Annotated in this window: 9 protein-coding genes; 8 read left to right on the top strand and 1 reads right to left on the bottom strand. The window is 75.6% G+C overall.

Annotated elements, in window-relative coordinates; translation table 11 throughout:
• Positions 1-71: 71 nt before the first annotated feature.
• Positions 72-605 carry an HNH endonuclease gene (locus ACFY61_RS06235; protein ID WP_389467616.1) on the bottom strand — a complete coding sequence of 178 codons (534 nt, stop codon included), beginning with the start codon at positions 603-605 and terminating at the stop codon, positions 72-74.
• A 259-nt stretch (positions 606-864) separates the two neighbouring features.
• On the opposite strand from ACFY61_RS06235, the gene ACFY61_RS06230 reads away from it, so the two are divergent.
• The 8 genes from ACFY61_RS06230 (at position 865) to ACFY61_RS06195 (ending at position 12,647) form a co-directional block, all read left to right on the top strand.
• Positions 865-1,953: a mechanosensitive ion channel family protein gene (locus ACFY61_RS06230; RefSeq protein ID WP_389467613.1), complete on the top strand. Its 1,089-nt coding sequence runs from the start codon at positions 865-867 to the stop codon at positions 1,951-1,953.
• 185 nt (positions 1,954-2,138) lie between these two features.
• A complete protein-coding gene (locus ACFY61_RS06225) occupies positions 2,139-3,449 on the top strand; it encodes an ROK family protein (protein WP_389467610.1) in 1,311 nt (436 codons plus the stop codon).
• Between the two features lie 70 nt (positions 3,450-3,519).
• Positions 3,520-4,785 (top strand): 6-phospho-beta-glucosidase, encoded by a 1,266-nt coding sequence (locus ACFY61_RS06220; RefSeq protein WP_389467608.1) that lies wholly within the window; start codon positions 3,520-3,522, stop codon positions 4,783-4,785.
• Positions 4,782-5,885, top strand: a complete 1,104-nt coding sequence (locus tag ACFY61_RS06215) for an N-acetylglucosamine kinase (protein ID WP_389468178.1) — start codon at positions 4,782-4,784, stop codon at positions 5,883-5,885. Before ACFY61_RS06220 ends, ACFY61_RS06215 begins: the two co-directional genes overlap by 4 nt.
• Positions 5,886-6,009: 124 nt before the next feature.
• Positions 6,010-7,404, top strand: a complete 1,395-nt coding sequence (locus ACFY61_RS06210) for a hypothetical protein (protein WP_389467605.1) — start codon at positions 6,010-6,012, stop codon at positions 7,402-7,404.
• Positions 7,405-7,519: 115 nt separating this feature from the next.
• Positions 7,520-8,464, top strand: a complete 945-nt coding sequence (locus tag ACFY61_RS06205) for a glutamate ABC transporter substrate-binding protein (protein ID WP_389468175.1) — start codon at positions 7,520-7,522, stop codon at positions 8,462-8,464.
• A gap of 26 nt (positions 8,465-8,490) precedes the next feature.
• Positions 8,491-9,726 carry a hypothetical protein gene (locus tag ACFY61_RS06200; protein ID WP_389467602.1) on the top strand — a complete coding sequence of 412 codons (1,236 nt, stop codon included), beginning with the start codon at positions 8,491-8,493 and terminating at the stop codon, positions 9,724-9,726.
• Positions 9,723-12,647, top strand: coding sequence for a tetratricopeptide repeat protein (locus tag ACFY61_RS06195; protein ID WP_389467599.1), 2,925 nt, complete (start codon positions 9,723-9,725; stop codon positions 12,645-12,647). The genes ACFY61_RS06200 and ACFY61_RS06195 overlap by 4 nt, the downstream gene beginning before the upstream one ends.
• Positions 12,648-12,649: the final 2 nt, after the last annotated feature.

Below are 12,649 nucleotides of genomic sequence, written 5' to 3'. Positions count from 1 at the left end.
CCGCACCACCAGCCCCTCCGGCGATCGAGGAGCGGGGTGCGGGACGGGGGCGCGCGTGCCTCCGTGGCGGGTCAGCTGGCGGCGCCGATGCGGTCCAGCGCGTCGTCCGCCCCGTACGGCTGCAGGTACGGCATCCAGCGCGGATCCCGGTGCCCGGTGCCGATGATCCGCCAGGCCAGGCCCGACGGCGGAGCCGGCTGGTGCCGCAGGCGCCAGCCGAGGTCGACCAGGTGCCGGTCGGCCTTGACGTGGTTGCAGCGGCGGCACGCGGCGACGACGTTGTCCCAGACGTGCTGCCCGCCGCGGCTGCGCGGAATGACGTGGTCGACGCTGGTCGCGACGCCGCCGCAGTACATGCAGCGGCCGCCGTCCCGGGCGAACAGCGCGCGGCGGGTGAGAGGAACGGGCCCCCGGTAGGGGACCCGCACGAAACGCTTGAGCCGGACCACGCTGGGAGCGGGGACGGCCCGGGTCGCGCTGTGCATGAAGGCGCCGGATTCCTCCAGGGAGACGGCCTTGTTCTCCAGGACGAGGACGAGCGCGCGGCGGAGCGGTACGACGCCGAGGGGCTCGTACGACGCGTTGAGGACCAGGACGTGTGGCACGCGGATGCCTCCTTGTACGCCGGCGGCGCGTGGCTCGCGCCGGGACGATCTGCTCTCAGTCTCTCCTCACGGCTGGTCGATGCGCCACCACGCGCCCGTAACGGGTCGGAGGTGTTTTCGACCACACCCCCTTCATCCCCGGGTGAGCCTCGTCTCTCCCTCGAACATGGCAGCGGGCCGGTTCCTTGGCCCCGTTAGTGTGGATGGTCTGCCCGTCCGACCGTCCCCGGGCAGGCCGCTACACCTGGAGGTTCCCGTCGTGCCCTGGCCCGCCGCCACCCTGTTCCCGCTGGCAGCCGACGTTCCGGACGCGCCCACCTCGGTCAAGGAGGCCCAGGAGAGCGTCACCAACGCCGCGAGCTTCATAGAGGAGAACTGGGCCGACTGGCTGGCCGTCGGCCTGAAGATCCTGCTGATCATCGTGATCGCGGGAGTGATCCGTTCGGTGGTCCGCAAGGCGCTGACCAAGCTGATAAACCGCATGAACAGCAGCGCCGAGGCCGTGGAGGGCACCGCCCTGGGCGGTCTGCTGGTCAACGCGGAGCGGCGCCGCCAGCGGTCGGAGGCGATCGGCTCGGTGCTCCGCTCCGTGGCCTCGTTCGTGATCCTCGGCACGGCGGCCCTGATGGTCCTGGCCGCCCTGAAGATCGACCTGGCTCCGCTGCTGGCCAGCGCGGGTGTGGCCGGCGTGGCGATCGGTTTCGGCGCGCGGAACCTGGTCACGGACTTCCTGTCCGGCGTCTTCATGATCATGGAGGACCAGTACGGCGTCGGTGACAAGATCGACGCGGGGGTGGCCTCGGGCGAGGTCATCGAGGTCGGCCTGCGGGTGACCAAGCTGCGCGGGGACAACGGCGAGATCTGGTACGTCCGCAACGGCGAGATCAAGCGGATCGGCAACCTCAGTCAGGGCTGGGCCACCGCCATGGTCGACGTCCAGGTCCGGCCGACCGAGGACCTGAAGCGGATCAAGGAGATCATCCAGGGCGTCGCCGACACCATGGCGAAGGAGGACCCCTGGGACGAGCACCTGTGGGGTCCGGTGGAGATCCTGGGCCTGAGCGAGGTGCTGCTCGCCTCGATGACCGTCAGCGTCTCCGCCAAGACCATGCCGGGCAAGCAGTTCGCGGTGCAGCGCGAGCTGCGCTGGCGGATCAAGGAGGCCTTCGACGCGGCGGGCATCCGCATCGTCGGCGGGCTGCCGGCCGACGACGAGGACGCCGGCCCGGCCGCGGACCCGGCGGCCGCGGTGGCCCCGCCCTCCGCGCTGGCCAACCCGGCCTCGCCGCAGTCGCTCGCCACGGCTCCGATCCCGCCGGCGCAGCCCGTCCGGATGACCAAGCAGTAGGGCCGGCCCCCCTTTCGGCCCGGTGCCCCGCGGACCCACGGTCCGCGGGGCACCGTCGTACGCGCGCACGGCCGGACGGGTGCACGGCCGGACGGGTGCACGGCCGTTGACACGGCGGCGCGCGGGGCCGAACCTGAACAGACAGGAAACCTAACTGTCGGTCGCCGACGGAAGGGAACGCCGCCGTGCCCGGACCGAGCCCCGCTCACGGAACGCCGGGAACGCCCGGTGCGCCCGGCACGCCGGGTCTGCTGCGCGCCATCAACGACCGCGCCGCCCTGGAGCTGCTGCTGGAGCACGGGCCGCTGTCCCGGGCGGCGATCGGCCGGATGACGGGCCTTTCCAAGCCCACCTCCTCCCAGCTGCTGGCCCGGCTGGAGGCCGCGGGCCTGGTCCGGGTGACCGGCACGTCGGGCGGCGGCCCGGGCCCCGGCGCCCAGCTGTACGGCCTGGATCCCGCTGCCGGGTACGTCGCGGGACTGGACGTCACGCCGGGCGGGATCCGGGCCGCGGTCGCCGACATCACCGGCACGGTCGTCGGGACCCACGAGACGGCGGCCGACGGGTCCGGTGGGGCCGGCGGCGGGACCGGTGGGTCCCGTGGGTCCGGTGGCGGGGCGGTCGCCGAGCAGGTCGCCCGCACCCTCGACCGCGCCCTGGCCCGGGCGGGCCTCGGCCGCGCCGACGTCCGCCGGACCGTCGTCGCCACCCCGGGCGCCTTCGACCCGCGGACCGGCCTGCTCCGCTACGCCGACCACCTGCCCGGCTGGCACTCCCCCGCCCTGCTGGACGAGCTCGCGGCCGTGCTCCCGGCACCCGTCCGTTACGAGAACGACGTCAACCTCGTCGCCGTCGCCGAGCGGCGCCTGGGCGCGGCCCGCGGGCACGAGGACTTCGTCCTGCTGTGGAACGAGGAGGGCCTCGGCGCCGCGCTCGTGCTCGGCGGGCGGCTGCACCGCGGCTGGACCGGCGGGGCCGGCGAGGTGGGCTTCCTGCCCGTGCCGGGCGGACCGCCGGTCCGCGGCGTGCGGCGGCTCGGCTCGGGCGGCTACCAGCAGCTGGCCGGCGCGCAGGCGGTGCCCGCGCTGGCGGCGGAGCTGGGGATCACCGCCGCCCCCGCCGCCGGAACGGAAGCCTCCGCCGCCGCGGTCGCGCTGCTCGCCGCGGCCGCCGCCCGGCCCGAGGGGCCGCACCTGGTTCTGCTGCACCGCTACGCGACCGCCCTGGCCACCGGACTCGCCGCGCTGGTCGCCGTACTCGACCCGGAGGTCGTCGTGCTCTGCGGGGCGGTGACGGCAGCGGGCGGGGAGCCGCTGCGGGAGCTGGTCGAGGCCGAACTCGCCGAGCTCGCGCCGTCCTCGCCCCGCCTGGTCGCGGGTGCGGTACGGGACCGGCCGGTACTGCGCGGTGCCCTGGAGAGTGCCCTCGCGGCGGTCCGCGAGGAGGTGTTCGACACCTCGCGGTCCGCCCGCCCGGCCCAGCGGGGCCGCCGCTGAACCGCCCTTCCCCGCACGTGCCGTCGTGCGCCGTTCCTTCGCCGGACCCCGACCGAAAGGCTCCGAGCCCGTGAAACTCGCAGTGGTGGGCGGTGGATCCACCTACACCCCCGAGCTCGTCGACGGTTTCGCGCGACTGCGCGACACCCTGCCCGTCAGCGAGCTCGTCCTCGTCGACCCGTCCGCCGAACGGCTGGAGCCGGTCGGCGCCCTGGCCCGGCGGATCTTCGCCCGGCAGGGCCACCCGGGCACCGTCACGACCACCTCCGACCTGGACGCCGGCGTCGCCGGGGCCGCCGCCGTACTGCTCCAGCTGCGGGTGGGCGGCCAGGCGGCCCGGCAGCAGGACGAGACCTGGCCGCTGGAGTGCGGTTGCGTGGGACAGGAGACCACCGGTGCCGGCGGGCTCGCCAAGGCGCTGCGCACGGTCCCGGTGGTGCTGGACATCGCGGAGCGGGTCCGGCTCGCCAGCCCGGACGCGTGGATCATCGACTTCACCAACCCGGTGGGGATCGTGACCCGGGCGCTGCTGGCGGCCGGCCACCGGGCGGTGGGCCTGTGCAACGTGGCGATCGGCCTCCAGCGGAAGTTCGCGGCGCTGCTGGACCTGGCGCCGGCCGAAGTCCACCTGGACCACGTCGGGCTGAACCACCTGACGTGGGAGCTGGGCGTGCGGCGGGGCGGCCCGGACGGGCCCGACCTGCTGCCGGGGCTGCTGGCCGGCCACGCGGAGGCGATCGCCGCGGACCTGCGGCTGCCGCGGGCGGTGCTGGACCGGCTGGGCGTGGTGCCCTCCTACTACCTGCGGTACTTCTACGCGCACGACGAGGTGGTGCGGGAGCTGGGCGGGAAGCCGTCCCGGGCCGCCGAGGTCGCCGCGATGGAGGCGGAACTGCTGCGCATGTACCGGGACCCGGCCCTGGACCGGAAACCGGAACTGCTGGCCAAGCGCGGCGGGGCCTTCTACTCGGAGGCAGCCGTGGACCTGGCGGCGGCCCTGCTGGGCGGCTGCGGTTCCCCGGTGCAGGTCGTCAACACCCGCAACGACGGCACGTTGCCGTTCCTCCCCGACGACGCGGTCGTCGAGGTGCAGGCGCGGGTCGGCGGCGACGGGCCGGTTCCGCTGCCCGTGCCCCGGCTGGACCCGCTGTACGCGGGGCTGGTCGCGGGGGTGACGGCGTACGAGGAGCTGGCGCTGGACGCGGCGCTGCGCGGCGGGCGGGAGCGGGTCTTCCGGGCCCTGCTGGCCCATCCGCTGGTCGGGCAGTTCGACCTGGCCGAAGGCCTGACCGACCGGCTGCTGGCGCACAACAAGGAGCACCTGGCGTGGGCCTGACGGTGCCGGGGCGGGCGCGGGACCGGGGACGGGGCCGGGGCCCGGAACCCCTGGCCGCCGTGCTCGCCGTGGACGCGGGCAACAGCAAGACGGACGCGGTTCTGGTGGGTGCGGACGGCGCGGTGCTCGGCGCCGGCCGGTCGGGCGGGTTCCGGCCGCAGCGGACGGACCCGGCGCCGGCCGTGGACGTGCTGGCCGAGGCGGTGGAGCGGGCGGCCGCGGCGGCGGGGGCGGGCCCGGGCGGGCGGCCGTACGCCGCGCTGGTGTCGGCGTGTCTGGCCAACGCCGACCTGCCGGTGGAGGAGGAGGCCCTGACAAAGGCCCTGCGGGAGCGGGGCTGGGGGGCCGCCACGACCGTGCGGAACGACACGTTCGCGGTACTGCGGGCGGGGCTGCCGACGGGTCACGCCCCGCGGGGGGTGGCGGTGGTGTGCGGGGCCGGCATCAACTGCGTCGGGATGCTGCCGGACGGGCGGACGGCCCGCTTCCCCGCACTGGGGCGGATCTCCGGGGACTGGGGCGGCGGGGGCGGCCTGGCCGGGGAGGCCCTGTGGCACGCGGCCCGGGCGGCGGACGGGCGGGGCGGGCCCACCGCGCTGGCCGGGGCGCTGCCGGGGCACTTCGGGCTGGAGTCGATGGCGGCGCTGATCGAGGCCCTGCACCTGGGGGCGGTGCCGGAGGTCCGGGTGCACGAGCTGGTGCCGGTGCTGTTCGCGGTGGCGGCGGCCGGGGACCCGGTGGCCCTCTCGCTGGTGCACCGGCAGGCCGACGAGGTCGTGGCGATGGCGTCGGTGGCGCTGGAACGGCTGGGGCTGCTGACGGCCGAGGTGCCCGTGGTGCTGGGCGGGAGCGTGCTGGCGGCCCGTCACGCGCAGCTGCACGACCGGGTGGTGGCGGGCCTGGCGGTGCGGGCGCCGGGGGCGCGGGTGTCGGTGGTCACGGCCCCGCCGGTGCTGGGCGCCGCCCTGTTGGGGCTGGACGAACTGGGCTGCCCGGACGGGTCTTATGTCAAACTCCGTGCCTGCTTCTCCACCGATGCGGGTGAATCGGCGGGTTCGGTGGCGCGGCGGGGAACCGGGGAGGTGGCCGGCGCGTATTGACGGTGAAGGGGTGGAGCGGGCGGCCCGGGAGACACATCGCTGAAGACCGCGCACCGGGTGCTGTGACGGCCCGGCGCTGGGGCCATACTGCTCCGAAGCAGTCCCGACCGAGGGGGAGGTCACGGTGGTCATCAGCACGAGCGCGCCCGCGCCGGGGTCCGGCACCGCCGCTCCTCCGCCGCGGCCGCGCAGCGCGTGGTCGGAGGGGGTCGAGCGGCTGCGCGCGGCCGCCGTCACCGAGCCGGGGCGGTTGCGGATCATCGGGGCGGTGCTGGCCGCGCTGGTGGTGGCCTTCGGCGCGGTGACGGCCTGGCAGGTCGCCGACCGGTCCGGTGCCGCCGGTGACGTGGTGCACCGCAGCCAGCCGCTGAGCGCCGACGCGGCCAGCATCTACCGTTCCCTCGCCGACGCCGACACCACGTCGGCGGGCGGGTTCCTGGCCGGCGGCCAGGAGCCGCGGACGGTCCGCGAGCGGTACGAGAAGGACATCGCCAACGCGTCCCGGCTGCTGGTCGAGGCGGCCGCGACCAGCGGGGGCAACGCCGACTCGCGGCGCGAGATCGCCCTGCTCGGCGAGCAGCTCCCGCGGTACACGGGGCTGATCGAACAGGCGCGGGCCACCAACCGGCAGGGGCTGCCGCTGGGCGGCGCCTACCTGCGGTACGCCAACGAGCAGATGAGCACCCAGCTGCTGCCGGCCGCCCAGCGGCTGTACGAGGCGGAGACCCGCAGGCTGTACGCGGACCACGACGCGGCCCGGTCCTGGCCGCTGGCCTCGGTGGGCACCGGGGCGGTGGCGGTCACGGCCCTGGTGTGGGCGCAGCGGCGGAACTACCTGCGGACGAACCGGGTGTTCAACCGGGGGCTGGTCGCTGCCACGGCGGCCACCACGGTGGCGGTGCTGTGGCTGGCCGTCGGGCACACCCTGGCCCGTTCCGGGCTGGACGAGGCTCGGGCGCACGGCCAGGAGTCGCTGAAGGTGCTCAACGACGCCCGGATCGCCTCCCTCCAGGCCCGGGCCAACGAGAACCTCACCCTGATCTCACGGGGCGCGGTACTGGCCGAGGACAAGAAGTCGGACAAGTACGACGTGGACTACGCCCGGAACATGAAGGACCTGGAGTCGGGTCTGGCGGAGGCGCTGCGGCTGGCCGACGACGGCGCCGGGCGGGCGCCGGTCGAGCAGGCCGTGGTGGACACCCGGCAGTGGAAGCAGCGGCACGCGGCGGCACGCGCGACCGATCTGAAGGGCGACTACGAACTGGCCCTGCCCCAGGTGATAGGCGGTACCGACAGGAACAGGGTGTCCTGGGACAAGACCAGCAGCGGGGCTTCGTTCGACGCCGTGGACGCCACCCTGGAGCGGGCGGTGGCCCAGGAGCAGCGGGAGTTCACCGAGGCGGCCCGCGGGGGCCTGCGAGCGCTCGGCGGGCTCGCGGCGGGGGCGGTGGTGCTCGCGGTGGCCGGGGCGGCTGCGGCGCTGCTCGGGATCGGGCGCCGGCTTTCGGAGTACAGGTGAGATGCGGATGCGCATGAGACGGCACGAGAGCGGCAGCGGCAGCGGCAACGGTGACGGGGGCCGGGTGCCGGAGCGTCGGCGGAGCCGGCTGCGCGGCTGGGGCGGGGTGACCGCGATGGCGGGCGCCTGCGCGTTGACGGCGGTGGCGGTGCTGCTGCCGCTGGCGCACGGCACGGGCGCGCCCGGCGGCCGCCCGGCGCAGCACGCGGTGCAGGAGGCGCCGGCCGTGGCCCCCGCGCTGCCGGGAGCGGACACCTGCCCGGACCCGGAGGCCAGCCTGCGTCCGAACGGCGCGGACGGGGCCGCCATCCAGCGGATCAAGGCGGCGGGGAAGCTGGTCGCGGGGGTGGACCAGAACAGTTACCGCTGGGGCTACCGGGACCCGGCCACGGGCCAGTTGACCGGGTTCGACATCGACCTCGTGCGGGCGATCGCGCAGGACGTCCTGGGCGATCCCGACGCGGTCATCTACCGGGCCATCCCGACCAGCGAGCGGATACCCGCGCTGAAGGAGGGCCGGGTCGACATCGTGGTGCGCACGATGACCATCAACTGCGAACGGCTTGAGGAAGTGGCGTTCTCCACCGCCTACTTCGAGGCCGGCCAGCAGGTCCTGGCCCCGCGTAACACGTCGATCACGGGGTACGACACCTCGCTGAAGGGCCGGCGGATCTGCACGGCCGCCGGGTCGACCGCGGAGGCCGCGCTGGTGAAGCAGTCGTACGGCTCGGTGCCGGTGAGCGTGCCCAACCAGCTCGACTGCCTGGTGCGGCTGCAGCTGGGGCAGGTCGACGGGATCGTGACGGACAACGCGCTCGCGGCCGGCCAGGCCGCCCAGGACCCGTCGGTGATGCTGGTGGGCACCCCCTTCACCCGGGAGTACTACGGGGTGGCGATGAACAAGGAGGCGACGGATCTGGTGCGGCGGGTGAACAAGGTGCTGGAGGGCTACCGTGCCGGGGGCGGCTCCAGCGCGTGGACGGCTTCCTACAACCGTCACCTGAACGCCGACCTGCGCGGGGCCGGGGCCACCGCGCCCGCGCCGAAGTACCGGGACTGAGCGGCATGGCCGGAACGGAGGCAGTGATGGACCGCGACGAGGTCGACCGTCTGCTGGCCCGGCTGGGCGCCGAGCACGAGGCGGTGGAGAGCTCGCTGCTGGCGCTCCAGGACCATGCCGGCCGGCGGCTCCTGGAGGGCGCCGGACTGGCCGGGGTGACCAAGGAGCGGTGGGCCGCGGCGGACGCGGCGATCACCCGGCTGTGGCGGTACTTCGACGCGTACAGCGGGGCGCTGTCGGCGGCACGGGAGATCCGCGAGCGGCGGCGCTGGCCCGGCCGGGAGGAGCTGGCCGAGCTCACCGACCGGCTGCGCGGGCCGGGCGTGGTCATCGCGGGCGGGGCCGTGGAGGGTGACCGGCTGGCCGAGCGGCTCTCCCTCGGGGAGCTGGTGGCGCGGATGAACGAGCTGTACGCGAGTTCGCTGGACGTGGTGGTGGCCGCGGACGCCGTGTGGTCGGCGCTGCCCGCCCGGATCGACCTGCTCGCCGCCGAACTGCACCGCACGCGTTCCCTGGCGCACTCGGTGGGGGTCCGTCCCGGCGCGCACCCGGCGGGCGACGACCTGGAGGAGATCACTGCCGAGCTGGCGGCCCTGCGCGCCCAGGTGATCGAGGATCCGCTGGCCTTCTGGGTGCCTGCGGCGGGCAGTTCGGCGCCGGGCGGCGGCCGTCCGGACACCGGGCGGTACGACCGGGCGGCCCGCGCCCTGGAGGACGTACGGCGCGAGGTGGAGGCGGTGCTGGCGGTCCGGCAGGACGCCGAGCAGCGGCTGGTGGCGCTGCGGGACGTACTGTCGCGGGCGGACCGGACGCTGGCGGAGGCGCGGAACGCGCGCGGCGAGGTGCTGGCGAAGATCGCGGCCTCGGAGGTGCCCGCGGTGAGCGGCCCGCCGACCGCCCTGCAGGAGCAGCTGGCGGCGGCGGCCGACTACCGGAGGCACGGCCAGTGGCACCGGCTGTCCCCGCTGCTGGAGTCGCTGGAGGAGCGGGCCGAGGAGGAACTCCGCCGGGCCCGCGAGTCGTTGACCGCGGTGACGGCTCCGCTGGCGGTGCGGGCGGAGCTGCGGGGCCGGCTGGACGCGTACCGGGCGAAGGTGACCCGGCACGGGATGGCGGAGGACCCGGTGCTCGCCGAGCGGTACGACGCGGCCCGGCGGATGCTGTGGAGCGCGCCCTGCGACCTGCGGGCCGCCGAACAGGCGGTGCTGCGCTACCAGCAGGCGGCGGCCGAGTCGCTGGCGCCGGGAAGGGACGAGCGATGAGCCTGGCCGGGACCGGCTGCCGGCGCCCCGGGTGCCCGGGGGCGTACGAGGACGTGGGCGGCGGTGAGCTGTACTGCGACACCTGCGGGATGGCACCGGAGGTGGCGGCCTCGGAGCTGGTGTCGCCGCCGACCGGGATGACGAGTGCGGCGCGCCCGCCCGGGTCGGAGCCCTCGGGGCGGTCCGGTCCGGCTTCGGCCTCGGCCTCGGCCCGTTCGGCGCGGTCCTCGCGCTCGTCGTCGTCCCGGCGTTCGGTGTCGGGGCGGCTGTCGCGCGCGCTGTCCGGGGCCGGATCGGTGTCCACCCGCTCGGTGTCGGTGCGCAGTTCGGGTTCGGCGTCCAAGTCCTCCGGGCGGCACCGGCTGGGAGCCGGGCTCGTGACGGTGCCGGAGGTGCCGCGGCCGGACCCGTCGACGGCCGTGCTGCGGAACCCGGAGGTCCCCGAGCGGAAGCGGTTCTGTTCGCGTTCCGCCTGCGGGGCGCCGGTGGGCCGTTCCCGCGGCGACCGGCCGGGCCGCACCGAGGGGTTCTGCACCAAGTGCGGTCACCCCTACTCGTTCGTGCCGAAGCTGCGCCCCGGTGACGTGGTCCGCGGCCAGTACGAGGTGGCCGGCTGCCTGGCGCACGGCGGCCTGGGCTGGATCTACCTGGCGGTGGACCGGGCGGTGTCCGACCGGTGGGTGGTGCTCAAGGGCCTGCTGGACACCGGGGACCAGGACGCGATGGAGGCGGCGATATCGGAACGCCGCTTCCTCGCCGAGATCGAGCACTCCAACATCGTCCGCATCTACAACTTCGTGGAACACCTGGACCAGCGCACGGGCTCGCTCGACGGGTACATCGTCATGGAGTACGTGGGCGGCAAGTCCCTCAAGGAGATCGCAAACGAGCGGCGCCGGCCGGACGGCCGCCGCGACCCGCTGCCGGTGGAACAGGCCTGCGCCTACGGCATCGAGGCGCTGGAGGCGCTGGGCCACCTGCACAGCCGCAACCTGCTCTACTGCGACTTCAAGGTGGACAACGCGATCCAGCAGGCCGACCAGCTCAAGCTCATAGACATGGGCGCGGTGCGGCGGATGGACGACGACGAGTCCGCCATCTACGGCACGGTCGGCTACCAGGCACCGGAGGTCGCCGAGCTGGGCCCTTCGGTCGCGTCCGACCTGTACACCGTGGCGCGCACCCTGGCCGTGCTGACGTTCGACTTCCAGGGCTACACGAACGTGTTCGTGGACAGCCTTCCGGATCCCGAGCACATCGACGTGTTCCGGCGGTACGAGTCCTTCTACCGGCTGCTGGTGCGGGCCACCGACCCGGACCCGGGCCGGCGGTTCGCCTCGGCGCAGGAGATGGCCGACCAGCTGACCGGGGTGCTGCGCGAGGTGGTGGCGCTGCAGAGCGGCCGGCCGAGGCCGCACCTGTCCTCGCTGTTCGGGCCGGAGCCGCGGGTCCCGGACACCCGGCTGTTCGCCGAGGACCCGTCCCGCGAGGTCTCCCGGCTGGGTGCGCGGGACACCGCCCGGCGGGGCGGGCCGCTGCGCGGCCGGTTCGGCGGCGCCGCGGGCCGGCCGGGCGGCGCTCCGGCGGCGCCCGGGCGGCCGGGCCGGGCGTGGCCGCCGGCGCGGGGCCGCGGCGCCGGGCCGGTGGCTTCTGGACTGGTGGGCTCCGGGCCGACGGGTTCGGGGCCGGCGGTGGCCGGCCCGGAGGCGGGCTCGGCGGCGCCGCCGCCTCCGGCCGTTCCTCCAGCGGGCGTTCCGGTGGCCGTGCCCGTGGCCGCCGCGGCTCCGGCGGTGGGTGCCGCGACACCGCCGGGTGGGGTGCCCCAGCTGGGCAGTTCCGCCACGCACGTGGCCGGCGGCCCGGCCGCCGGGCAGCAGGCGGGCCCCGCCGTGCCGTACGTACCCGCGCCGCGGCCCGCGGCACCGCCGGCCGTCCCCGGCGGCCCCGGCGCGGCGGGCGCTCCGTACGGGCGGGCCGCCGGCGGTACGGTGCCGCTGCTGGCGGCGCTGGACCCGCGGGACACCGCGCTGGCCCTGCCGGTGCCGCTGGTCGACGCGGCCGACCCCAACGCCGGATTCCTCGCCGGTCTGCTCGTTTCCCCGCCCGCCGACCTGCTCGGGGCGCTCGCGGCCGCCCCCGCCGACTCCGCCGAACTCCGGCTGCGGGAGCTGCGGGCCCGCCTGGAACTGGGCGAACCGGCGGCCGCCGCACGGGTACTGGCCGAGCTGGAGGTCCGGCACCCGGACGACTGGCGGGTGGTGTGGGCCCGCGGGATCGCCTCGCTGGCCACCGGGGACCACGAGCTCGCCGCGCTGTCCTTCGACGCGGTCTACGACGCCTTCCCCGGGGAGCCCGCGCCCAAGCTGGCGCTCGGGCTGTGCGCCGAGGTCCTGGGCCAGCTGGACAACGCCGCCGAGTACTACCGGCTGGTCTGGAGCACCGATCCGGGGTTCGTGAGCGCCGCGTTCGGCCTGGCCCGGGTCCAGCTGGCGGCCGGCGACCGGGCCGGCGCGGTGGGCACGCTGGAATCCGTACCGGAGTCCTCCATCCACTACACGGCCGCGCGGGTGGCCGCCGTACGGGCACGTCTGCGCGAACGGTCCCCGCAGGAGTCCCTGCTGCCCGATCTGGCGGCCGCAGCCCGGCAGGTGGAGGCGCTGCACAGGTTCGGCATCGGCCCGGAACGGCACGAGCGGCTCTCGACCGAAGTTCTGGGCTCGGCCCTCGACTGGGTACTGTCGGGTAGCCAGGGTTCCGACCCCGGCCCGGCCTCGCTGCTCGGCAGTCAACTGGACGAGCGCGGGCTGCGTTTGGGCCTGGAACGCTCCTACCGCGTGCTGGCCCGGCTGGCGCAGCGGGGCGAGGAGCGAATCGAAATGGTGGAACGGGCAAACCGTTTCCGTCCCCGGACGTGGGTGTGAGT

The sequence above is a fragment of the Streptomyces sp. NPDC012888 genome, from assembly GCF_042900645.1.
Lineage (GTDB): Bacteria > Actinomycetota > Actinomycetes > Streptomycetales > Streptomycetaceae > Streptomyces.
Note: the sequence above shows the minus strand (reverse complement) of the source record. Positions and strands in the feature narration are given on the sequence as shown.